General features: G+C 71.3%; 17 protein-coding genes. 12 read left to right on the top strand and 5 right to left on the bottom strand.

The features are described 5' to 3' along the window. Positions 1-4: 4 nt before the first annotated feature. Entirely contained in the window at positions 5-1,042 is a 1,038-nt protein-coding gene (locus ABZ808_RS03375) for an iron chelate uptake ABC transporter family permease subunit (protein ID WP_357002714.1), read from the bottom strand. Positions 1,043-1,196: 154 nt separating this feature from the next. On the opposite strand from ABZ808_RS03375, the gene ABZ808_RS03380 reads away from it, so the two are divergent. From ABZ808_RS03380 to ABZ808_RS03405, 6 genes are all read left to right on the top strand, one after another. Then, on the top strand, positions 1,197-2,228 hold the full coding sequence (locus ABZ808_RS03380; protein ID WP_357000284.1) for an ABC transporter substrate-binding protein: 1,032 nt from the start codon (positions 1,197-1,199) through the stop codon (positions 2,226-2,228). A 249-nt stretch (positions 2,229-2,477) separates the two neighbouring features. Next, the gene (locus tag ABZ808_RS03385; RefSeq protein ID WP_357000287.1) at positions 2,478-3,980 is read left to right on the top strand and encodes an aspartate aminotransferase family protein; all 1,503 of its coding nucleotides are present in this window, start codon (positions 2,478-2,480) and stop codon (positions 3,978-3,980) included. Between the two features lie 37 nt (positions 3,981-4,017). Then, positions 4,018-5,307 (top strand): lysine N(6)-hydroxylase/L-ornithine N(5)-oxygenase family protein, encoded by a 1,290-nt coding sequence (locus ABZ808_RS03390; RefSeq protein ID WP_357002716.1) that lies wholly within the window; start codon positions 4,018-4,020, stop codon positions 5,305-5,307. After that, positions 5,304-5,882, top strand: a complete 579-nt coding sequence (locus ABZ808_RS03395; protein ID WP_357000290.1) for a GNAT family N-acetyltransferase — start codon at positions 5,304-5,306, stop codon at positions 5,880-5,882. Before ABZ808_RS03390 ends, ABZ808_RS03395 begins: the two co-directional genes overlap by 4 nt. Beyond that, positions 5,879-7,705, top strand: coding sequence for an IucA/IucC family siderophore biosynthesis protein (locus ABZ808_RS03400; protein ID WP_357000292.1), 1,827 nt, complete (start codon positions 5,879-5,881; stop codon positions 7,703-7,705). The genes ABZ808_RS03395 and ABZ808_RS03400 overlap by 4 nt, the downstream gene beginning before the upstream one ends. Positions 7,706-7,936: 231 nt before the next feature. Next, positions 7,937-10,270, top strand: coding sequence for a beta-L-arabinofuranosidase domain-containing protein (locus ABZ808_RS03405; protein WP_357000293.1), 2,334 nt, complete (start codon positions 7,937-7,939; stop codon positions 10,268-10,270). Between the two features lie 19 nt (positions 10,271-10,289). Here the strand turns inward: ABZ808_RS03405 and ABZ808_RS03410 are convergent, their stop codons facing one another. Then, the gene (locus ABZ808_RS03410; RefSeq protein WP_357000296.1) at positions 10,290-10,751 is read right to left on the bottom strand and encodes a MarR family transcriptional regulator; all 462 of its coding nucleotides are present in this window, start codon (positions 10,749-10,751) and stop codon (positions 10,290-10,292) included. 146 nt (positions 10,752-10,897) lie between these two features. Between ABZ808_RS03410 and ABZ808_RS03415 the strand changes: the two genes are divergently transcribed. Continuing rightward, positions 10,898-11,458 carry an NAD(P)H-dependent oxidoreductase gene (locus ABZ808_RS03415; RefSeq protein ID WP_357000298.1) on the top strand — a complete coding sequence of 187 codons (561 nt, stop codon included), beginning with the start codon at positions 10,898-10,900 and terminating at the stop codon, positions 11,456-11,458. 310 nt (positions 11,459-11,768) lie between these two features. On the opposite strand, the gene ABZ808_RS03420 is transcribed toward ABZ808_RS03415, so the two are convergent. The 3 genes from ABZ808_RS03420 to ABZ808_RS03430 all read right to left on the bottom strand — a co-directional run bounded on the left by ABZ808_RS03420 (position 11,769) and on the right by ABZ808_RS03430 (position 14,410). Further along, entirely contained in the window at positions 11,769-12,254 is a 486-nt protein-coding gene (locus ABZ808_RS03420; protein ID WP_357000300.1) for a GNAT family N-acetyltransferase, read from the bottom strand. Between the two features lie 72 nt (positions 12,255-12,326). Beyond that, positions 12,327-13,301 carry an aminoglycoside phosphotransferase family protein gene (locus ABZ808_RS03425; RefSeq protein ID WP_357000303.1) on the bottom strand — a complete coding sequence of 325 codons (975 nt, stop codon included), beginning with the start codon at positions 13,299-13,301 and terminating at the stop codon, positions 12,327-12,329. 35 nt (positions 13,302-13,336) lie between these two features. After that, positions 13,337-14,410, bottom strand: coding sequence for a LacI family DNA-binding transcriptional regulator (locus tag ABZ808_RS03430; protein ID WP_357000305.1), 1,074 nt, complete (start codon positions 14,408-14,410; stop codon positions 13,337-13,339). Between the two features lie 228 nt (positions 14,411-14,638). Here ABZ808_RS03430 and ABZ808_RS03435 point away from each other — a divergent pair, with 228 nt between their 5' ends. The 5 genes from ABZ808_RS03435 to ABZ808_RS03455 all read left to right on the top strand — a co-directional run bounded on the left by ABZ808_RS03435 (position 14,639) and on the right by ABZ808_RS03455 (position 22,529). Continuing rightward, the gene (locus tag ABZ808_RS03435) at positions 14,639-15,790 is read left to right on the top strand and encodes a Gfo/Idh/MocA family oxidoreductase (RefSeq protein WP_357002718.1); all 1,152 of its coding nucleotides are present in this window, start codon (positions 14,639-14,641) and stop codon (positions 15,788-15,790) included. Beyond that, the gene (locus ABZ808_RS03440) at positions 15,787-16,941 is read left to right on the top strand and encodes a dihydrodipicolinate synthase family protein (protein WP_357000308.1); all 1,155 of its coding nucleotides are present in this window, start codon (positions 15,787-15,789) and stop codon (positions 16,939-16,941) included. The genes ABZ808_RS03435 and ABZ808_RS03440 overlap by 4 nt, the downstream gene beginning before the upstream one ends. A gap of 2 nt (positions 16,942-16,943) precedes the next feature. Continuing rightward, entirely contained in the window at positions 16,944-17,741 is a 798-nt protein-coding gene (locus ABZ808_RS03445; protein WP_357002720.1) for a sugar phosphate isomerase/epimerase family protein, read from the top strand. Between the two features lie 182 nt (positions 17,742-17,923). Next, positions 17,924-19,108 carry an epoxide hydrolase family protein gene (locus ABZ808_RS03450; protein WP_357000310.1) on the top strand — a complete coding sequence of 395 codons (1,185 nt, stop codon included), beginning with the start codon at positions 17,924-17,926 and terminating at the stop codon, positions 19,106-19,108. Positions 19,109-19,478: 370 nt separating this feature from the next. After that, entirely contained in the window at positions 19,479-22,529 is a 3,051-nt protein-coding gene (locus tag ABZ808_RS03455) for a S8 family peptidase (RefSeq protein ID WP_357000312.1), read from the top strand. Positions 22,530-22,551 lie beyond the last annotated feature (22 nt).

The following is a 22,551-nucleotide window of genomic DNA, read 5'->3' on the forward strand; positions in this document are numbered from 1 at the left end:
TCGCTCACGGGTGCGCCACCCGTGAGCGGGTGACCAGCCAGAGGAACAGCGGGCCGCCGAGCACGGCGGTCACCATGCCGACCTGGAGTTCGCCCGGTCGGCCGAGCACGCGGCCCAGCACGTCGGCGCCGAGCAGCAGCACCGGCGCGAGCACCGCGCAGTACGGCAGGAGCCAGCGCAGGTCGGGCCCGGTCAGGGCGCGGACGAGGTGCGGCACCAGCAGACCGACGAAGACGATCGGGCCGCAGGCCGCCGTCGCCGCGCCGCAGAGCAGGGTGACCGCGACGATCACGGCCGCCCGGATGAGCGCGGGGCGGGCGCCGAGGGCGCGGGCCGCGTCGTCGCCGAGCGCGAGGGCGTTCAGCGGGCGGGCGGCGCCGAGGGCCACCAGCAGGCCGACCAGGATGAACGGCGCCACCTGGCTCACCGTCGCGGCGTCCGCGCTGGCCAGTGAGCCGACCGTCCAGAACCGCAGCCGGTCCAGCGAGGCGGTGTCCAGCATCATGACCGCGCTCACGTACGAGTAGAGGGTGGCGTTCAGCGCCGCGCCGGCCAGCGCGAGGCGGGCCGGGGTGGCACCACGTCCACCGCCGACGGCGTAGACGAGAGCGGTGACCACCGCGGCGCCGGCCAGCGCGAACCAGACGTACCCGCCGATGGCGGTGACGCCCAGGAACGCGGCGGTGGCCACGGCGGCGGACGCGCCCGCGTTGATGCCGAGCAGCCCGGGATCGGCCAGGGGGTTGCGGGTGAGGGCCTGCATCACCGCGCCGGCCACCCCGAGCGCCGCGCCGGCGAGCAGCCCGAGCAGGGTGCGTGGCAGGCGCATCTGGTGCACCACGGCGTACTCGGTGGCGTCGCGGTCCAGCAGCCCGGACCAGACGTCGCCCAGCGGCAGGGACTTGGCGCCGACCGCGATGCTGAGCACCAGGATCACGCCGAGCAGCGCCACGGCGGCGACCAGGCCGGCGGCACGGGCGGCCTGGCGGGAGCGCCGCGCCGGCTGTGGCGCGGGAGGTGGCTCCGCCGACCCGAGCACTATTCGTGTTCGGGTGCGGACGGACGGTGTGGCGTCCAGTGTGGGCTCCGAAGGTGTGGCGACACGGCGAACCGCTGTTGACAATGTCCGAGGTTAGGCTAACCTAAGCCCCGCTGTCCGGTCGACCCCGGCCGTCCCTTGATCGAAAGACGACACCATGCCCGAATCTCTGTCCGCCCGTCGCCTGACCCGTCGCGGCCTGCTCGCCGCCGGTGGCGCCGCCACGCTGGCCACCCTCCTCGCCGGCTGCGGCAAGGACGACACCGCGAAGCCCGCCTCCGACAGCGGAAGCGGCCCCTGGTCGTTCACGGACGACCGCAACAAGAAGGTCGAGGCGGCAGCCCGCCCGGCACGCGTGGTGGCCTTCACCGGGGTGGCGGCGGCGCTGGTCGATTTCGGTCTCGACAAGCAGATCGTCGGCGTGTTCGGCGAAACCAAGCGCGCCGACGGCACGGCCGACCCGCAGGCCGGCGACCTGAGCGTCGAGTCGGTGGAAATCCTCGGCAACGTGTGGGGCGAGTTCAGCCTGGAGAAGTACGCGGCCCTGCGCCCCGAGCTGCTCGTCACCCACATGTACGACCCGGACGCCCTCTGGTACGTGCCGGACGAGAGCAAGGACAAGATCCTGCCGCTCGCGCCCAGCGTCGCGATCACCACCGCCCGGGTGCCGATGACCAAGCCCATCGAGCGGTACGCCGCGCTGGCCGAGTCGCTCGGCGCGGACCTGTCCGCCAAGAAGGTCACCGACGCCAAGGCCCGCTTCGACGCCGCCTCCGAGAGCGTCCGCCAGGCCGTCAAGGACAACCCCGGCATCAAGGTGATGGCCTGCTCCGGCAGCCCCGACCTGTTCTACGTCTCCAACCCCAAGGTGAGCACCGACCTGATGTACTTCGCCGAGCTGGGCGTCGACATCGTGGTCCCCACCAAGCTCGAAGCCGGCGACTACTTCGAGGCACTGAGCTGGGAGAACACCGCCAAGTTCCCCGCCGACCTGATCCTGCTGGACAACCGCAGCACCGCGCTGCAGCCCAAGGACCTGGCCGCCAAGCCCACCTGGGGTCAGCTGCCGGCGGTCAAGGCCAACCAGGTGAGCCCGTGGGACGCGGTGCCCCGCTTCTCGTACGCCGGCTCCGCGCCGCTGCTGGAGAACCTGGCCACCGCCATCAAGAACGCCAAGAAGGTCAGCTGACGCCATGAGGGCGCGCACCGCCGTGGCCGCTCCCGGCGATCGGGTGCCGCGGCTCGGCCCGGCGGTGCGCGACAGCCCCAGCGTCTGAGCGGCGATCCAACCGAGAGACAGCACGGCCCCCGGGCGCGACCGCGACGGGGGAGGGTTCTGGCTGCCCACCGCCGAGAACGTGGAGGACATCGCGTGACCGTGCCGACGCACTCTGTCGAGGCCGACCCGCCGCCGCGGGCACCAGTCACACCGCCACCGGTGCCCGCCGCACCAGCCGCCGCGCGGGCGCAGCTGCTGCACGACGGCTCGGTCGAGCAGTACCGACGGGCCATCGCCGACGGCGTCGACCGGGTGGCCCGACGGGTGGCCACCGTGCAGCAGCCCGGCACCGGCATCGCCCCCGCCGAGCTGGCCCCCCTGGTCGACCGGGTCGACCTGGACCGGCCACTGGGTGACGCCGGCGCGGCCCTGGACGAGCTGGAGGACGTCTACCTGCGCGACGCCGTCTGGTTCCACCACCCCCGCTACCTCGCCCACCTCAACTGCCCGGTGGTCATCCCGGCGCTGCTCGGCGAGGCGGTGCTCAGCGCGGTCAACTCCTCCCTGGACACCTGGGACCAGAGCGCGGGCGCCACCCTCATCGAGCGACGACTGATCGACTGGACCGCCGCGCGGGTCGGCCTCGGCGCGCACGCCGACGGCGTGTTCACCAGCGGTGGCAGTCAGTCCAACTTCCAGGCGCTGCTGCTGGCCCGGGAGGAGGCGTGCGCGGCCGCGACCTCGCCGGCCGCCCGTGCCGAGCTGCTGCCCCGGCTGCGCGTGCTCACGTCCGCCGCCGGCCACTTCAGCGTGCAGAAGTCGGCCAAGCTGCTCGGTCTCGCCCCGGACGCGGTGATCGCGGTGCCCACCGACGCGCGGCGGCGGATCCGACCGACCGCCGTCCGTGACGAGATCGCCCGGTGCCAGCAGACCGGGCAGGTGGTGATGGCGGTCGTCGGCACCGCCGGCACCACCGACTTCGGCTCCATCGACCCCCTCGCCGAGCTGGCCGGGATCTGCGCGGCGGCCGGCGTCTGGCTGCACGTGGACGCCGCGTATGGCTGCGGGCTGCTCGTCTCACCGACGCGCCGGCACCTGCTCGACGGCATCGAGCAGGCCGACTCGGTGACCGTCGACTACCACAAGTCGTTCTTCCAGCCGGTCAGCTCCAGCGCGCTGCTGGTCCGCGACCGGCGGATGCTGCGACACGCCACCTACCACGCCGACTACCTCAACCCGGCGCGGATGGTGGAGCAGCAGATCCCCAACCAGGTCGACAAGAGCCTCCAGACCACCCGCCGCTTCGACGCGCTGAAGCTGTGGCTGACGCTGCGGGTGATGGGCCCGGACGCGCTCGGCGCGCTCTTCGACGAGGTGGTCGACCGGGCCGCCGAGGCCTGGCAACTGGTCAGCGAGGATCCCCGTTTCGAGGTGGTGACCCGCTCCGAGTTGAGCACGGTGGTCTTCCGCTACCTGCCCACCGGGCCGGGCCGCGAGTTCGCCGACGCGGCCAACCTGCACGCCCGGGAGGCGCTGGCCGCGTCCGGCGCCGCGCTGGTCGCCGGGACCCGGGTCGACGGCCGCCACTTCCTGAAGTTCACCCTGCTCAACCCGGCCACCACCGTCGCGGATGTGGGCCACGTGCTCGAACTGATCGCCGGCCACGCCGGCCGGTACGTGCAGGAGCGCACCGCCGCCGACCTGACCTGCCACGTCGGCTGACGCCGTGACCCCGAAACCGCGCCGGGAGGGCCGGACGATGTCCACCCATGATTTCATCGCCATCGGGCTCGGCCCGTACAACCTGGGCCTGGCCTGTCTCACCGCGCCGATCGACGAGCTGGACGGGGTGTTCCTGGAGGCCCGGCCCAGCCTGGCCTGGCATCCGGGCATGCTGCTGGAGTCGGCCCGGTTGCAGACCCCGTTCATCGCCGACCTGGTCAGCCTCGCCGACCCCACGTCGCCGTACTCCTTCCTCAACTACCTCAAGGAGATCGGCCGGCTCTACCCGTTCTACATCCGGGAGAGCTTCTACCCGCTGCGCAGCGAGTACGACGCGTACTGCCGGTGGGCGGCGGCCAAGCTGCCGAACCTGCGCTTCGGCCAGTCGGTGACCACAGTGGAGTACGACCCTGCCGACGAGCGGTACGTCGTGCGGGCCGACACCGGCGCGGGGGAGAGCGTCGAGTACCGCGCCGGGCACCTGGTGCTCGGCACCGGCACCCCACCGCACCTGCCCGCCGCTGTGGACGGGCTGCCCGGCGACGCGGTGCACAACTCGCGCTACCTGGAGCACCGAGACGTGTTGCGCACCAAGCGCAGCATCACGGTGGTGGGCAGCGGGCAGAGCGCCGCCGAGATCTACCACGACCTGCTCGGCGACCTCGACCGGTACGGCTACCAGCTCAACTGGGTCACCCGCTCGCCGCGGTTCTTTCCCCTGGAATACACCAAGCTGACGTTGGAGATGACGTCACCGGACTACGTGGACTACTTCCACGCGCTGCCCGAGCAGACCCGCTACCGGCTGGAGGCCGAGCAGAAGGGCCTGTTCAAGGGCATCAACGCCGACCTGATCAACGACATCTTCGACCTGCTCTACGCGCACAGCGTCGACGGGCCGGTGAACACCCGGCTGCTGACCAACACCGAGCTGGTCAGTGCCGAGCACCACGATGGCGCGTACACGCTGGGGTTGCGGCACGTGGAGCAGGAGCGGGCCTTCACCCTGCGCACCGAGGGGTTGGTGTTGGCCACCGGCTACCACTACCGGGTGCCGGAGTTCCTCGCCCCGGTGCGCGAGAGGATCCGCTGGGACGCGCACGGCCGGTTCGACGTGGCCCGCAACTACAGCATCGACCACACCGGGCGGGGGATCTTCCTGCAGAACGCGGGCACCCACACGCACAGCATCACCTCGCCCGACCTGGGCATGGGCCCATACCGCAACTCCTGGATCATCCGTGAGCTGCTCGGCCGGGAGCACTACCCGGTCGAGAAGAGCATCACCTTCCAGGAGTTCGGCGCACCCGCCGGGGTGTCGTCGTGAGCGTCGCCTTCCAGCGCGCCGACGAGCGGCTCGGCGAGTTCGCGCTGCGTACCCTCGACCCGGCCGCCGACGCCGCGCTGCTGCACACCTGGGTGACCCATCCGAAGGCGGCGTTCTGGCTGATGCAGGACGCCGACGAGGCCGCGGTGGTCGAGGAGTACCGGCGGATCGCCGAGCATCCGCACCACGACGCGTACCTCGGCCTGTGGCGGGGGAGCCCCGCCTTCCTGGCCGAGCGGTACGACCCGGCCCACGTCGAACTGGTCGGCCTCTACGACAACCAGCCCGGCGACGTGGGCATGCACTTCCTCTGCGCGCCGGTCGGCACACCCGTGCACGGCTTCACCCGGGCGGTCATCACCACCGTCATGGCCTGGCTGTTCGCCGATCCGGCGACGCGGCGGGTGGTGGTCGAGCCGGACGTGCGCAACACCGCCGTGCACGCGTTGAACGCCGCCGTCGGCTTCGAGGTCGTCGGCCCGATCGCGAAGCCCGAGAAGGAAGCGCTGCTCAGCGTCTGCACCCGAGCCCAGTTCCAGGCCGCCGTCACCACCGTCGAAGGAGCCCAGGCGTGACCGCCACCGCCGTCCCCACCCCGACGACCACGTCCGACCCGGTCGGGCATCTCACCCCGCAGCGCTGGGCGCGGGCCAACCGGCTGCTGGTCCGCAAGGCGCTCGCGGAGTTCACCCACGAACGGCTGATCACGCCCGCGCCGGTGCCCGGCGAGGACGACCGGCAGTGGTACGAGGTCGGCAGCGACGACGGCACGGTCACCTACCGGTTCGCGGCCCGCCTGCTCGCCCTGGAGCACTGGCAGATCGACGTGGACAGCATCACCCGGCGGCGCGACGGCACCCCGCTGCCGCCGGACGCGGTGGACCTGATCGTCGAGCTGCGCGGCACCCTCGGACTCTCCGCGCGGGTGCTGCCGGTCTATCTGGAGGAGATCACCTCCACGCTGGCCGGCACCGCGTACAAGCTGGCCCAGGCCGGGCCGAGCGCCGCCGAGTTGGCCGGGGCGGACTTCCAGACCATCGAGACGTCGATGACCGAGGGGCATCCCTGCTTCGTGGCCAACAACGGCCGGCTCGGCTTCGGCGTCGACGAATACCACCGGTACGCCCCGGAGACCGCCTCCCCGGTACGGCTGGAGTGGCTGGCCGCGCACCGGGACCACTCGGCGTTCAGCAGTGCCGCCGACCTCGACTACGACACGCTGATCGAGGGGGAGCTGGACCCGGAGACCCGAGCCCGGTTCGCGGCCACGATGGCCGGTCTCGGCCTGGACCTCGCCGACTACCACCTGATCCCGGCGCACCCGTGGCAGTGGTGGAACAAATTGGCGGTCACCTTCGCCGGTGAGCTGGCGCAGCGCCGGCTGGTGCACCTCGGCCCCGGGCCGGACGCGTACCTCGCCCAGCAGTCCATCCGGACCTTCTTCAACGTCACCGAGCCGAGCCGGCACTATGTCAAGACGGCGCTGTCGGTGCTGAACATGGGCTTCATGCGCGGGCTGTCCGCCGCGTACATGGCCGCCACCCCGGCGATCAACGACTGGCTGGCCGACCTCATCGCGAACGACGAGGTGCTGGCCGGCACCGGCCTGACCGTCATCCGGGAACGGGCCGCGGTGGGTTACCGGCACCGACAGTACGAGGCGGCCACCGAGCGCACCTCCCCGTACCGCAAGATGTTGGCCGCCCTGTGGCGGGAGAGCCCGGTGCCCGGCCTCGCGCCGGGGCGGCGACTGTCCACGATGGCCGCGCTGCTGCACGTCGACAGTGACGGCGGCTCGCTGGCGGCGGAGCTGATCGCCCGGTCGCCGCTGGCGCCCGAGGTGTGGCTGCGTCGCTACCTGGACGCCTACCTGACCCCGCTGCTGCACAGCTTCTACGCCCACGACCTGGCCTTCATGCCGCACGGCGAGAACGTCATCCTGGTCCTCGACGAGCAGTCCACCGTCGAACGGGTGATCTTCAAGGACATCGCCGAGGAGATCGCGGTGATGAGCGCCGACGTCGAGTTGCCGGAGGCGGTGGAGCGGATTCGGATCGAGGTGCCCGACGACACGAAGCTGCTGACCATCTTCACCGACGTGGTCGACTGCTTCCTGCGCCACCTGAACGCGGTGCTGGTCGAGGCCGGCGTGCTCGCCGAGGACGACTTCTGGCGTACGGTCGCGGCCTGCGCGTCCGACTACTTCGACCGGGTACCGCACCTGGCCGAGCGGATCCGCCACTACGACCTGTTCGCACCGGAGTTCACGCTGTCCTGCCTCAACCGGCTGCAACTGCGCGACAACCAGCAGATGATCGATCTGGCCGACCCGTCGGCCGCGCTCCAGTTCGTCGGCACCCTGACCAACCCGCTGGCCGCCCACGCTCCACGCCGCTGACGCCGCCTGGGCCGCCGGTGTTATCGATAACACCGGCGGCACCAGCGCATCAGGACCGGTAACAGCGCTGATCAACGGCTGCACGGCAGTCATCATCTTGAATAGAAGTGGCCCTCCGCCGTAACATGCCGGACACGGATGTGAGCGTTAACGCTCACATCTGACCGTCCTGTCGAGCCCCGTCCCGCCCGGCTGTGCTCCGTCGCCTGTTGCGCTCACCGTGGAGGTCCCATGTCACCCCTGCCCATCAGTCGTCGCCGCGTGCTGCAGGCCGCCGGCGCCACCGCCGTCGTCTCCGCCACCGGCGGCACCCTCCTCGCCGCCGGCCCCGCCGCCGCTGCCGTGGTCCCTCCGGCGCGGTCGGACCTCGGCGTCGGGGCGTACCCCTTCGACCTGGGTCAGGTGCGACTGACCGCCGGTCGTTGGCTGGACAACCAGAACCGGACCCTCAACTACCTGCGCTTCGTCGACGTCGACCGGCTGCTCTACAACTTCCGGGCCAACCACCGGCTGTCCACCAACGGCGCCGCGGCCAACGGAGGCTGGGACGCCCCGTCGTTCCCGTTCCGCACCCACATGCAGGGGCACTTCCTGACCGCCTGGGCCCATGGCTACGCCGTGCTGGGCGACACCACCTGCCGGGACAAGGCGAACTACATGGTGGCCGAGCTGGCGAAGTGCCAGGCGAACAACGCCTCTGCCGGGTTTGGCACGGGATACCTCTCTGGTTTCCCGGAGTCCGACTTCACCGCGCTCGAGGCGCGGACGTTGTCCAACGGCAACGTGCCCTACTACTGCATCCACAAGACCCTCGCCGGGTTGCTCGACGTGTGGCGCTACACCGGCAACACGCAGGCCCGCTCGGTGCTGCTGGCGCTGGCGGGCTGGGTCGACACCCGGACGAGTCGACTGAGCGCCAGCCAGATGCAGTCGATGCTGGGCACCGAGTTCGGTGGCATGAACGAGGTGCTGACCGACATCTGCCAGCAGACCGGCGACGCGCGGTGGCTCACCACCGCCCAGCGGTTCGACCACGCCGCCGTGTTCAACCCGCTGGCCTCCAACCAGGACCAACTCAACGGCCTGCACGCCAACACGCAGGTGCCCAAGTGGGTGGGCGCGGCCCGGGAGTTCAAGGCCACCGGAACCACCCGCTACCGCGACATCGCCGCCAACGCCTGGAACATCACCGTCGGCGCGCACACCTACGTGATCGGCGGCAACAGCCAGGCAGAGCACTTTCGGGCGCCGAACGCGATCGCCGGGTACCTCAGCAACGACACCTGCGAGCAGTGCAACACCTACAACATGCTCAAGCTGACCCGGGAGCTGTGGCTGCTTGACCCGAACCGGACGGACTACTTCGACTTCTACGAGCGCGCCCTGATCAACCACCTGATCGGCGGTCAGAACCCGGCCGACAGCCACGGCCACATCACCTACTTCACTCCACTGCGGCCGGGCGGGCGCCGGGGCGTGGGCCCAGCGTGGGGCGGCGGCACCTGGAGCACCGACTACAACTCGTTCTGGTGTTGCCAGGGCACCGGCCTGGAGATCAACACGAAGCTGATGGACTCCATCTACTTCCACAACGGCACGACGCTGACGGTGAACCTGTTCGTGCCGTCGGTGCTGACCTGGTCGCAGCGCGGTGTCACGGTCACCCAGACCACCAGCTACCCGGTGGGTGACACCACCACCCTCACCCTGTCGGGCACGATGAGCGGCTCGTGGAGCATCCGGGTCCGCATCCCGGCGTGGACCAGCGGCGCGACCATCAGCGTCAACGGTGTGGCGCAGTCGGTCACCAGCACGCCCGGCAGCTACGCGACGGTCACCCGGGCCTGGGCCGCGGGCGACACCATCACCGTACGACTGCCGATGCGGGTGATCATGCGAGCCGCCAACGACAACGCGTCGGTCGCCGCCGTCACCTACGGGCCGAGCGTGCTCTGCGGCAACTACGGCAACACCACGCTGAACGCGCTGCCGTCACTCGCTGTCTCGTCCATCGCCCGGACCAGCACCAGCTCGCTCGCGTTCACCGCCACCGCGAACGGGGCGACCGTCAACCTCGGGCCGTTCCAGGACGCCCACGGCTACAACTACACCGTCTACTGGAACACCGCCGGCAGCGGCGGCGGTGGCAGTCACCGGCTGGTCAACGTCGGCACCGGCCTCGTGCTCGGCATCCAGAACATGTCCACCGCCGACGGTGGGCTCGCCGTGCAGTGGGGTGACACCGGCACCGCCGACCACAACTGGGTCATGGTGACCGACGGCAACGCCGTGCGGTTCCGCAACGTCAACAGCGGCAAGGTCCTCGGGGTGGAGAACATGTCCACCGCCGACAATGCCCGGGTCCTGCAGTGGGCCGACAACGGCACCGCCGACCACCGGTGGATCCTGGTGGACAACGGGGATGGCACCTACCGGATCCGCAACGTCAACAGCGGCAAGCTGCTGGGCATCCTGAACGGGTCGACGGCGTGGGGAGCGCAGGCCGTGCAGGACTCGGACAATGGCAGCGCGGACAACCGCTGGCGGCTCGTGCCCAACGCCTGAGCGCAGGGTTCGGCCTGGCTCAGTCGGCCGTGCCGACCCGCTCGAACGCGCGGGCCAGCTGAGCCAGGTCGAGGCCCTCGAAGTGTCGCAGGAACCGCCGGCGGATGGCGGCCAGGTGGCTCGGCCACGACTCCTGCAGGCGGGCCAGACCCGCGTCGGTGAGGATGGCGTTCCAGCCGCGGGCGTCCTCCTCGCACCGTTCCCGCTTGACCAGGCCCTGGGTCTCCAGCCGGGCCACCGTGCGGGTCATGCCGCTGAGTGAGAGGTGGCAGGCCGAGGCGAGCTCGTGCATGCGCATCCGCCGCTCCGGCGCCTCGGAGAGGTGCATGAGGGCTGTGTACTCGGTCAGCGGCAGTTGGCGGTCGCCGGCCATGTCGGCGTCGATCGTGCGGGGCAGTACGTACATCACCTTGACCACGGCGCGGACCAGGGCCTCCTCGTCGGGGCCGAGGGGACGTGGACGGGCGGGGCTGTCGGACATCTCTTCAGCATAGTTGCTTGATTGAGCAAGTGCTCACGCTCCGTGTGACGACGGTCATGGGTGCTGTTGTTGCTTGACCAAGCAAGTAATGGCTACGGTTCTCGACGGCACGTAGACCACGAACCTTTCGGAAAGGCGCCAACACCATGACCAGGATCGGGATCATCCTCGGAAGCACCCGCCCCGGGCGTAACGGTGAGGCCGTGGCCCGCTGGGTCCTCGACGTCGCCCGGCAGCGCTCCGACGCGGAGTTCGAGCTGATCGACCTGCTCGACTACAAGCTGCCGCACCTCGACGAGGCGTACCCGCCGGCGATGGGGCAGTACACCCAGCCGCACACCCTGCGGTGGGCCGAGACGATCGCGTCGTTCGACGGGTTCGTGATGGTCACCCCCGAGTACAACCACTCCACCTCCGGGGCCCTGAAGAACGCCATCGACTTCCTCTACGCCGAGTGGAACAACAAGGCTGTCGGCTTCGTCAGCTACGGCTCGGTGGGTGGGGCGCGGGCCGTCGAGCACCTGCGCCTGGTCGCCGGTGAGCTTCAGATGGCCGACGTACGCTCGCAGGTCGCGCTCTCGCTCTACACCGACTTCGAGAACTTCAGCGTCTTCACGCCCAACCAGCACCAGCAGGACGCGCTCGGCGTGACCCTCGACCAGGTCGTGGCCTGGAGCACGGCGCTCGCACCGCTGCGCCAGAGCTGACCCCGTCCCCACCGGAGGGTTCACGCTCGAGGCGGCACCGGTAGTGGGGTTGAGACGCTTTGGAGCTGATGTCGTAAACGGTTCACGCGGCGCCCGCAGCCGATTCGTCTACGACATCAGCTCCAAAGGCGGCAGTGCTACCAGGCCCGGGGGAGCCGCCCGGCGGCCGTCCGCCATCCGCGCCGGGCACGCCGGGGGTCCGCCACCGACGATCGACCACCTGACCCAGGCGTCTCCCCGATGTCGCGGTATCCGGTGCGCCTGGACACCCCGACATCGCCGAAATGGAGTCGATCAAGGGCCAGGCCGGTCAGAGCTCCTGGTACATGACGTGCAGGCCGACCCGGCCGAGGGTGGGGTGGCGGAACGCGCCCGGCACGGTGCCGACCACGTCGAAGCCCTCCCGCCGGTACAGCTCCACCGCCGACCGGTTGCTCTCGACCACGGCGTTGAACTGCATGCCGGCGTACCCCTGGTGGCGGGCCCAGGTCAGGGCGTCGCGGCACAGCGCGGTGCCGACGCCCCGGCCCCGGGCGTCGGCGGCGACCATGAAGCTCGCGGTGGACACGTGCGCGCCCGGCCCGGGCCGGTTGGTGCCCATCTTCGCGGTGCCGAGCACCCGCGTGCCGTCCACCGCCACGACGGTCCGCCCGGGTGGGGCCTCCGCCCACATGCCGTACGCCGCGTCCGGGGTCATCGCCGGGTCGTAGGGGAAGGTTTCCTGTGCCCCGATCACCTCCTGGATGATCGGCCACACCTGCGACCAGTCCTGCTCGACGAACTCGCGAATCACCACCGGCGCAGGCTATGCAGACGTTCCGGAGCGGACAACGGGTTTCCGGTGCGAAGCGTCGATCGTGACGAGACGTCAGGCCCGGCCGAGCGCCACGATCTCCTCGTCGAGCAGGGCCGACAGCCGGGCGTGCCGCCCGGGGTGGCTCCGCTCGGTCATGCCTCGGCTGGGCATCTCCACCGTCATGAGCAGGTACAGGTGCAGCCGGTAGAGGCCCAGCCGCCGCCGGGCGGAGCCGTCCAACAGCAGTGGCGTGCCGGCCGCGCTGCGATAGCCGCGCAGCAGAGGATGCTCCGGCTCGTCCTCGATACGGCGGAAGAGCAGCGGCGAGACCAGGTCCAGCAGCGGATCGCCGTACAGGAAACGCTCCCCGTCCACCAGACCGCACAGCCGCAGTTGGCCCTCCGCGTCGGGCGCGGCCAGCACGTTGCCGTCCCAGCAGTCGAAGTGCAGCAGCGCCGGCCGGCGAACCTCGTCCAGCACGTCGGCGTTCCGTCCCACCAGCGCGTGTAGCTGTTCCGGGGTGACCGGCAGCGTGACGTCCCAGTCGGCGGCGTCGGCCAAGAGCGCGTCGAGCATCGCGGTGAACGCCGCCCGCCAGGTCGCCCCGCTGGCCCGACCGCCGTCGTAGCCGAACCGGTCGCCGGTGATCTCGTGCAGCGCGGCGAGGGCAGTCCCCAGGTCGTACCGCGCCGGGCCGTCGTCCACCGGGACACCGCCCGCGGCCAGGTCCGGCAGCGACCGGCCGGGCAGCAGCCCGGTGACCAGCCACTCGCCGTACGCCGGGTCGGTGCCGTGGTGCAGGACCGGGGGTACGGGAACGTGCGGCACCCGCTCGGCGACCAGCCGGAAGTAGCGCGCCTCGGCCGCGCACAGCCCTCGCTCGTAGCGCAGCAGGCGCGTTCCGGCCGGCGGGAACACCTTCAGCACCACCCGGCGGTCGTCGTCGAGCAGAACCCACCAGACCGTCGCGTACCCGCCGCCGGTCAGCGGGCCGGTGTCGCGTACCCGGGTCGACGACCCGAACGACGCGCGGACCAGGTACGTCACGTCGTCCGTCGTGAGGGGACGCTGCGTCGGGCTGGTCACGAGGCGGTGTCGGCCCGGCGGGCATCGGGCGGCGAACCGGCGGTGTCCCACCCGGGATGCGGTGCGGGGCCGGTGGTGCCCCGGCGGACCAGTTCGGCGGGGAGCACCTCGACCCGTGGCGCCGGCCCCTGCGCGCCGAGCACCAGGGACATCGCCCGGACTCCCATGTCGACCAGCGGCAGCCGCACGGTGGTCAGCGCCGGAGTCACGTCCCGGGCGATCGGCATGTCGTCGAAGCCCACCACGGAGATCTGCTGCGGCACGGCCAGCGAGCGGGACCGCAGGGTGGCGAGCGCGCCGATGGCCATCGAGTCGTTGAGCGCCACGATCGCGGTCAGGTCCGGGTCGGCGTCGAGCAGCCGGGCGGTGGCCTCGGCGCCGCCGTCGCGGTCGAACTCGGCGTACCGGATGCGTCGTTCGGGCAGCTCGCGGCCCTGCTCGCCGAGTGCCTGCCGGAGCCCCGCGAGCCGGTCGGTGGTGGTGGTGAGGATGCGCGGGCCGGCGACCACGCCGATCGCCCGGTGCCCCAGCTCGCACAGCTCCCGGCCGGCGAGGTGGCCGCCGGTCCGGTTGTCGGGCATCACCGCGTCGCCGGAGTGCTCGTGCCGGCCGATCACCGCGACCCGCCCGCCGGTCGCCTCGTACGCGGCGAGCTTCTCGTTGAGCTGCCGGGTGAAGGCGTCGTCGTGGTAGCCGGAGCCGGCCAGGATCAGCGCCGCCACCTGGTGGCCGCGCAGCAGCTCCACGTACTCCAGCTCGCGGTCCGGGTCGCGGTAGCTGTTGCAGATCATCAGCAGCCGGCCCTGGTCGGTGGCGACCCGTTGCAGCCCACGGGTGATCTCGGCGAAGTACGGGTCGGAGACGTCGTGCACGATCACGCCGACCGCGCTGCGGTGCGAACGGGCCAGCAGTTGGGCGTGCGCGTTCGGCACGTACTGCAACTCGGCGACGGCGGCGAGCACCCGTTCGCGTAGCTCGTCGGTGACCGGCTTGCTGCTGCCGTTGATCACGCGGGAGGCGGTGGCGGGTGAGACGCCCGCGCGCCGTGCCACGTCGGACAGGGTCGCCATGGCCGCCCCCTCGGTCTGTCGCCGGCGTTCCGCCGTGCCGGTCAGCGTCACGGTACCGCAGTGAAAGCCCTTTCCCGTCGGGAGGCCCCGGGGGTGTGACGTGGATCGAGGAAAGGCCTTGCCTGCCGTCGGAGGCCCGCCTACGCTCGCGGGAAAGCGTTTGCCTGATACGCCATCCGGCCCGCTCCACGGCTGCCGTGTCGGGCTCAGAGGAGGTTCCGCGTGACCATGACCCGCAGGTCGATCGGCATCATCGTCAACGGTGTGACCGGCAGGATGGGCTATCGCCAGCACCTCGTCCGGTCGCTGCTGGCGATCCGTGAAGCCGGCGGCGTGACCATGGCCGACGGCACGACCATCTGGCCGGAGCCCGTCCTGGTCGGCCGCAACGAGACCAAGCTCCGGGAGCTCGCCGAGCGGCACGGCCTGACCGACTGGACCACCGACCTGACCTCCGCGCTGGCCCGCGACGACGTCGAGATCTACTTCGACGCGCAGGTCACCCAGCAGCGGGAGAAGGCGATCCGGCAGGCCATCGAGGCCGGCAAGCACATCTACACGGAGAAGCCCCTCGCGGAGGACACCGCCGCCGCGCTCGACCTCGCCCGGGCCGCCGACGCGGCCGGGGTCCGCACCGGCGTCGTCCAGGACAAGCTCTTCCTGCCCGGCCTGCGCAAACTCAAGCGGCTCGTCGACGGCGGCTTCTTCGGCCGGATCCTCTCGGTGCGCGGCGAGTTCGGCTACTGGGTCTTCGAGGGTGACTGGCAGCCGGCGCAGCGTCCGTCGTGGAACTACCGGGCCGAGGACGGCGGCGGCATCGTCGTCGACATGTTCCCGCACTGGCACTACGTGCTGGAGGAGCTGTTCGGGCGGGTGAACGCCGTCTCCTGCGTCACCGCCACCCACGTGCCGGAGCGGGTCGACGAGGGTGGCCGCGCCTACCCGGCCACCGCCGACGACGCCGCGTACGCCGTCTTCGAACTGGACGGCGGTGTGATCGCGCAGCTCAACTCGTCCTGGAGTGTGCGGGTCTACCGCGACGAGCTGGTGGAGTTCCAGGTCGACGGCACCGAGGGCAGCGCGGTGGCGGGGCTGCGTAACTGCCGGGTGCAGCACCGGGCGGTGACGCCGAAGCCGGTGTGGAACCCGGACCTGCCGGTCACCGAGGACTTCCGGGCACAGTGGGCCGAGGTGCCCGACAACGAGGAGTTCGACAACGGGTTCAAGGTGCAGTGGGAGGCGTTCCTGCGGCACGTCGTGGCCGGCGAGCCGTTCCGCTGGGACTTCCTCGCCGGGGCACGCGGTGTGCAGCTCGCGGAGTTGGGGCTGCGCGCGGCCCGCGAGGGCGTCCGCGTCGAGGTGCCGGAGCTGCACTCATGAGCGCTGCCGACGTGGTGTTGCCCGGCGGGCGGCGGCACCGGCTGGCCGGGGGGAGCGGCTTCGCCCGTCCGGCCGCGCCGGCCACCAGCCGGATCGCGTACGCCGCCGCGCACGTGGTCGCCGACCCGGGCGCGGAGAACGTGCCCGGTGCCCCGGCCGGGGTCGACTGGGACACCACCCTCGCGTTCCGGCGGCACCTGTGGTCGTACGGGCTGGGGGTCGCCGAGGCGATGGACACGGCCCAGCGCGGGATGGGGCTGGACTACCCGGCGACCCGGGAGCTGATCCGGCGCAGCGCCGCCGAGGCCCGCGCGGTGGGTGGACGGATCGTCGCCGGGGTCGGCACCGACCAGCTGCCGGCCGGCCCGGCCACCCTCGCCCAGGTCACCGCCGCGTACACCGAGCAGCTCGACGACGTCCGCGCGGCCGGCGCCCGCCCGGTGCTGATGTGCAGCCGGCACCTGGCCGCCGCCGCCCGCAGCCCCGAGGACTACCTGCGGGTGTACGACGAGCTGCTGACCGCCGCCGACGAACCGGTGGTGCTGCACTGGCTGGGCCCGATGTTCGACCCGGCGCTGACCGGCTACTGGGGTGCGTCCGACCTGGACCTGGCCGCCGACACGGTGGTCGAGCTGATCAAGGCGCACCAGTCGAAGGTGGACGGCATCAAGGTGTCGCTGCTGGACGCGGGCCGGGAGGTCGCGCTGCGCCGCCGGCTGCCGGCGGGGGTACGCCTCTACACCGGCGACGACTTCCACTATCCGGAGCTGATCCGGGGTGACGAGGTGGGCCACTCCGACGCGCTGCTCGGGGTGTTCGCGGCCATCGCACCGGCCGCCGCCGCCGCGCTGGCGGCCCTCGACCGGGGGGACACCGCGGCGTACGACGAGATCTTCGCGCCGACCGTGCCGCTGGCCCGGCACCTGTTCGCGGCCCCGACCTGGCACTACAAGACGGGGATCGTGTTCCTGGCCTGGCTGGCCGGGCATCAGGACCACTTCACGATGGTCGGCGGCGCGCAGTCCGGGCGGTCCCCGGCGCACCTGGCCACCCTGCTCGTCCTGGCCGACGCGGCCGGGCTGCTGCCCGACGCCGACCTGGCCGCCGCCCGCGCGCGGGCGCTGTTCACCGTCGCGGGGGTGGCCCAGTGAGTCTGCGACGGTTTTCGTTCAACCAGGCGACCGCCCAGCGCTGGCCGCTGCCCGACGTGGTGGCCGGCTGCGTGGCCGCCGGCGTACCGGGGATCGGGTTGTGGCGCGAGCCCGTCGCGGAGTACGGGCTGGCCCGCTCGGCGAAGCTGGTCCGCGACGCCGGCCTCACCGTCACCTCGCTATGCCGGGGTGGCTTCTTCGCCGCCGACGACTGGCGTTCGGAGAACCTGCGGGCCATCGAGGAGGCCGCCACGCTGGGCGCGCCCGAGTTGGTGCTCGTCTCCGGCGGGCTGCCGGCGGGCGGTCGGGACATCGACGGCGCCCGGCGTCGGGTCGGCGACGCGATCGGTGAGCTGGCTCCGCACGCGGCGGCGGCCGGCGTACGGCTGGCGATCGAGCCGCTGCACCCGATGTTCGCCGCCGACCGTTGCGTCATCGCCACCCTCGGTCAGGCGCTGGACATCGCCGAGCGGTTCGACCCGGCGGTGGTCGGCGTGGTCGTGGACGCGTACCACGTGTGGTGGGACGACACGGTGTACGCGCAGATCGCGCGTGCCGGCGCGCGGATCGCCGCGTTCCAGGTCTGCGACTGGGTGACGCCGCTGCCGGAGGGGGTGCTGCTCGGGCGGGCGCTGCCCGGTGACGGGTGCATCGAGCTGCGCCGGCTGCGGGAGGCGGTCGACGCGGCCGGTTACGCCGGCCCGATCGAGGTGGAGGTTTTCTCCGCCGAGATCTGGGAGCGTCCCGGCGTGGAGGTGCTGGACGCGGCGATCACCGGCTACCTGCGCCACGTCGTCTGAGGCGCTCGACCGCCGCCGCGCCAGCGCCCTCGGGCGCGGTGATCGGGGCGGACTGGAGAGCCCAGCGCCCTGCCCGAATTGCCGTTTTTGGTCATGTCGGTCGCGGGCAGGTGTGAAACTGGCCCGGTGCCACCGCCGACGGTGCCTCAGCGCCCGCAGGCCCGACCCGGTAAGTGGGAGAGATGTCCGACGTCACCGAAATCCGCCCCTTCCGACTCGACGCGCCGGAAGAGACGCTCGCCGATCTGCGTCGCCGGATCGAGGCGACCCGTTGGCCCACCCGCGAGCTGGTCACCGACCGTTCGCAGGGCGTGCAACTGGCGACGATCCAGGAGTTGGCCCGGTACTGGAGGACCGACTACGACTGGCGACCGGTCGAGGCGACGCTCAACGCGCTACCGCAGTACACGACCTACCTCGACGGCGTCGAGATCCACTTCATCCACGTGCGGTCACCGCACGAGAACGCCCTGCCGTTGATCATGACGCACGGCTGGCCGGGCTCGGTCGTCGAGCTGCTCGGGGTCATCGGCCCGCTCACCGACCCGACCGCGCACGGCGGCAGCGCCGAGGACGCCTTCCACCTGGTGCTGCCGTCCCTGCCCGGCTACGGCTTCTCGGGTGAGCCGACCGAGCTCGGCTGGAACTCCGCCCGCATCGCCGGAGCGTGGGCGGAGCTGATGAAGCGTCTCGGCTACTCGCGCTACGTCGCCCAGGGAGGCGACGTGGGCGCCTCCATCACCGACGCGATGGGTCGCCAGGGACCCGAAGGACTGCTCGGCATCCACCTCAACCTGCTCGCCGGCGCGATCGGCATCAAGGACAAGCTGCCGGCGACCTCCCCGCAGGAACGCGCGGCGCTCGACGCGCTCAACCTGTTCATGCAGGACGGCTTCGGCTATTTCCTGGAGCAGTCCACGCGTCCGCAGACGATCGGCTACACCCTGCTGGACTCACCCGTCGGGCTGGCCTCCTGGATGCTCGACCACGACACGGACAGCTACTACAAGATGTCCCGGGTGTTTGTCGACGGCGAGCCGGCGGCCGGGTTCACCCGGGACTCCATTCTCGACAACATCACGCTCTACTGGCTGACCGGCACCGGCGCGTCAGCCGCCCGGTGGTACTGGGAGAACGGACGCGCGCTGGCCTCCGGCCAGACCCCTCCGCCGGTCTCGGTTCCGGTGGGCTTCACGACGTTCCCCGGCGAGATCTGGGCGGCCCCGCGTGGCTGGGCCGAGGCGGTCTACCCCGGCCTGGCGTACTTCAATGAGGTCGACCGCGGCGGCCACTTCGCGGCCTGGGAGCAACCCGACTTGTTCGCGAGCGAGGTGCGTGCCGCGTTCCGGCCGCTGCGGACGTCCTGAACGCGCTGACCGCCGTCAGGCCAGCGGCATCCGCGCCGACCGGCCGCCCTCACCTGCGGCCGTGAGGATCGCCGTAGCCGCCGCCACCCCGGGTTCTGAGGCGCCCTAACGGCAGAGGGTTGATGCCTGGCTGGGTCGGGTCCTGGCAAAGCCGTGGATCGCGAAGGTCCGGCTCGACCTGGTCGCACGCACGGTGATCTTGCAGGTACCGGCGTTCCGTAACACCGCGCAAACCCCTGTTTAACCATGGCTGCCTTAGGTATGGGAGCGCTAACAACGCGGAAGTTGTGCAGAATGATCTTCGCTCCACAGGGGAGCACGCGAAAGGAGTCTCGTGGCTAACAGCACGAGCAGAGCCAGGCTGCGAAGATTGGCGATACCGACGCTGGTCGTCGCCATGATCACCGGCACAACCGGTGTCGCGGCATCGGCAGCCCCCGGAGAACAGCCGGCCAACAGCGGCCCGGGCTACTTCTCCGCCGGGTCCGACCGGAAGGTCACCCTGACCGGCGGCGCCGACCGTCGCCCCGACGGCAGCCGCGCGGTCAGCCCGAGGTCCGCAGTGGATTCGACCGGAGCCGGCCTGTACGTCGTCGAACTGGCCGAGGACCCGCTGACCCGGTACGCCGGGGGAGTGTCCGGGTTGACGCGGACCCGTCCGGAGCCGGGCACCCGACTGGACGTGACGTCGATGCCGGCGCAGGCGTACCGCCGACACCTCGACGCGCAGCGGACCGCCGTCGCCGGCGCGGCCGGCGTCGAGATCAAGACGGCCTACACCGCGGCCTTCAACGGATTCTCGGCACGGCTGACCGCCCAGCAGGCCACCGCGTTGCGGGCGGACAAGCGCGTCCGTGCCGTCACCGCGGCGCAGGCGCTCGGCACCCGGACGACGTCGCCCGGTCCGACCGCTGCCACCCCCACCGGGGCTGCGGGGGTCGCGCCGCCGCCGACCACGGGTGCGGACCGCCCCGAGCCGGGTAAGCCCGGCAAGCCGGGTAAGCCTGGAAAGCCGGCCAAGCCGGGTCCCGACACGGGTGCGGGCATGGTGATCGGTGTCCTGGACACCGGCATCTGGCCGGAGAGCGCGTCGTTCGCCAAGAAGATGCCCCCGCCGGCGGGTTGGCACGGCACCTGCCAGACCGGTGTCGCCTTCGTGGCCGAGCACTGCAACGGCAAGATCGTCGGCGCCCGGTACTTCGCCGACTCGTGGCTCGCCTACGGCGGCTCGGTACCCGAGGGTGAAATGCTGTCCCCCCGCGACATGGTCGGGCACGGCACCCACACCGCCTCCACCGCGGCGGGTCTGCCACTGCCGAACGTCACGATCGACGGCCGCCGCTTCGGTCCCGTCTCCGGGGTTGCCCCGGACGCCCAGATCGCCGTCTACAAGGTGCTCTGGGGCGGCACCGGCTACGACGCCGACATCATCGCCGGCATCGACGCCGCGGTCGCCGACGGGGTGAACGTCCTCAACTTCTCGATCGGCAGCGAACTCGGTGACTGGGAGGCCAACACCCCCATCGGCATCGCGTTCCTCAACGCCTCGCTGGCCGGGGTCTTCGTGGCCGCGTCGGCGGGCAACACCGGCATCGTGAGCGGGGCGATCAGCAACGCGGCGCCGTGGGTGACCACTGTCGGCGCGGCGGTGACGAAGCTCGACGAGGCGACGCTCAAGCTGGGCGACGGCACGACGCTCGTCGGCGGTTCGCTGGACGCTATGCCCGACGGCGCCTCCCGCCCGCTCGTCTTCGGCGAGCAGGCCGGGTCGTTGGAGCGGTGGGCCGCGTACTGCGAACCGGGGAGCCTCGACCCTGCCAAGATCAAGGGCAAGGTGGTCGCCTGCGCGCTGTCCGACCTGTTCGGATCGGTCGCCGAGATCAAGGCCAAGGGCGGCGTGGGGATGGTGGTGTTCGACCCGGCCGGCAACTACCGGATCAACTCCATCTTCAACTTCCCGGTGGTCTACCTGCCGACCAAGAAGCAGGCCGGCACGTTGTTCACCTATCTGATGCGCCACCCCACCGACGCGACGGTCTCTCTGCGCAGCGGCGGTGACGGCTCCAGCGTCCCGGGCATTCCCAGCGTCGCGGACTTCTCCTCGACCGGCCCGGACAAGGTGACGCTCGGCGTCTTCAAGCCGGACCTGGTCGCGCCGGGGTCGAACATCATCGCCGCGGTCTCGCCGGCGGGCAACTTCGGGCGGGACTACGACGCGTACTCCGGCACCTCGATGGCCTCGCCGTACGTGGCGGGAGCGGCGGCGATCCTGCGCGCCATCCACCCGGACTGGTCACCCGGTGCGGTCGCCTCGGCGTTGCGGACCACCGCCACCGACACCGTCGGCACCAGCAACCCCCTGGACCAGGGCAGTGGGTTCATCAACCTGGCCAAGGCCACCGACCCCGGCCTGGTCATCCAGCCGACGGCGGCGGAACTGGTCACGTTCAGTGAGACCGCCCAGCCCGACGGCAAGGAACTCAACCTGCCGGCCATCTCGTTGCGCGAGTACGACGGCACCCGCCCGGTGACGCTCACCCGCACCCTGACCAACGTGGGCAAGGCGCGGGAGACCTACCGTTCGTCGGTGTCCGGCCTGGACGACATGAAGGTCAGCGTGACGCCGGCATCGGTGACGCTGGAGCCGGGCAAGTCCGCCACGGTGACCATCACCGTGCGCCGGGGCAACGCGCCCTGGGACCGGTACGTGACCGGGTCGATCACCTGGCGCGGCAAGGCCCACAGTGCCCGCATCCCGGTCGCCGCCCGACCGTGGGGCATCAGCCCCCGGCCCTACGCCGACGACGGTGAGGAGTACGGCCGGATGGTCAACGGCGCGTTCGGCGCCCTCCAGCCGGGCTTCACGGGGCCACTCGCCGGCCGCAGCACCGGCTACACGCCGATGGTGCGGACGGCGTACTCGATGCCGGCCGGCGTCGACGGCGGGGTGTTCGACCCGAACGCCACCGGCGTGAAGAAGGTCGACTTCACCGTGCCGGCGAACACCGCCGGCATCGTCGTCGAGGTCAACACCGACAACCCGAACGCGAACCTGGATCTCTACCTGTACAAGGGTGACACCCTGATCCACCGCAGTGACAGATCCTGGACCAGCGCGGAGCAGGCGTACAAGTTCCTGCCCGAGCCGGGGCGCTACACCGCGTACGTGTTCGCCCAGGTGCCCGGTGGCCCGGTCGTCAACTTCGAACTGGGCCACGCCATCATCGGTCGTAACGCCACGTACTCGGCCGCCACGCTGACCGTCCCTCGCACGGCGGAGCGCGGCATGTCGACCAACTTCACTCTGAAGCCGAACACGCCGCTGCCGGAGGGCGACGTCTGGGGCTACACCGAGTGGAGCACGAACGGCACGGTCATCCCCGGAAACCTCGTCTACACGCGGCGAGACGCCTGGGAGTAACAGGTACCGACCGGTGGGGTGG

Origin of the sequence: Micromonospora sp. NPDC047527 (assembly GCF_040643015.1) — a bacterium.
In the GTDB taxonomy this organism is placed as follows: domain Bacteria; phylum Actinomycetota; class Actinomycetes; order Mycobacteriales; family Micromonosporaceae; genus Micromonospora.

Excerpts from the sequence above, each read along its gene's own strand:
- ABZ808_RS03380 (WP_357000284.1), top strand. The coding sequence starts at position 1,197 with ATGCCCGAATCTCTGTCCGCCCGTCGCCTGACCCGTCGCGGCCTGCTC.
- ABZ808_RS03390 (WP_357002716.1), top strand. The coding sequence starts at position 4,018 with ATGTCCACCCATGATTTCATCGCCATCGGGCTCGGCCCGTACAACCTG.
- ABZ808_RS03405 (WP_357000293.1), top strand. The coding sequence starts at position 7,937 with ATGTCACCCCTGCCCATCAGTCGTCGCCGCGTGCTGCAGGCCGCCGGC.
- ABZ808_RS03410 (WP_357000296.1), bottom strand. The coding sequence starts at position 10,751 with ATGTCCGACAGCCCCGCCCGTCCACGTCCCCTCGGCCCCGACGAGGAG.
- ABZ808_RS03415 (WP_357000298.1), top strand. The coding sequence starts at position 10,898 with ATGACCAGGATCGGGATCATCCTCGGAAGCACCCGCCCCGGGCGTAAC.
- ABZ808_RS03430 (WP_357000305.1), bottom strand. The coding sequence starts at position 14,410 with ATGGCGACCCTGTCCGACGTGGCACGGCGCGCGGGCGTCTCACCCGCC.
- ABZ808_RS03435 (WP_357002718.1), top strand. The coding sequence starts at position 14,639 with ATGACCCGCAGGTCGATCGGCATCATCGTCAACGGTGTGACCGGCAGG.
- ABZ808_RS03440 (WP_357000308.1), top strand. The coding sequence starts at position 15,787 with ATGAGCGCTGCCGACGTGGTGTTGCCCGGCGGGCGGCGGCACCGGCTG.
- ABZ808_RS03450 (WP_357000310.1), top strand. The coding sequence starts at position 17,924 with ATGTCCGACGTCACCGAAATCCGCCCCTTCCGACTCGACGCGCCGGAA.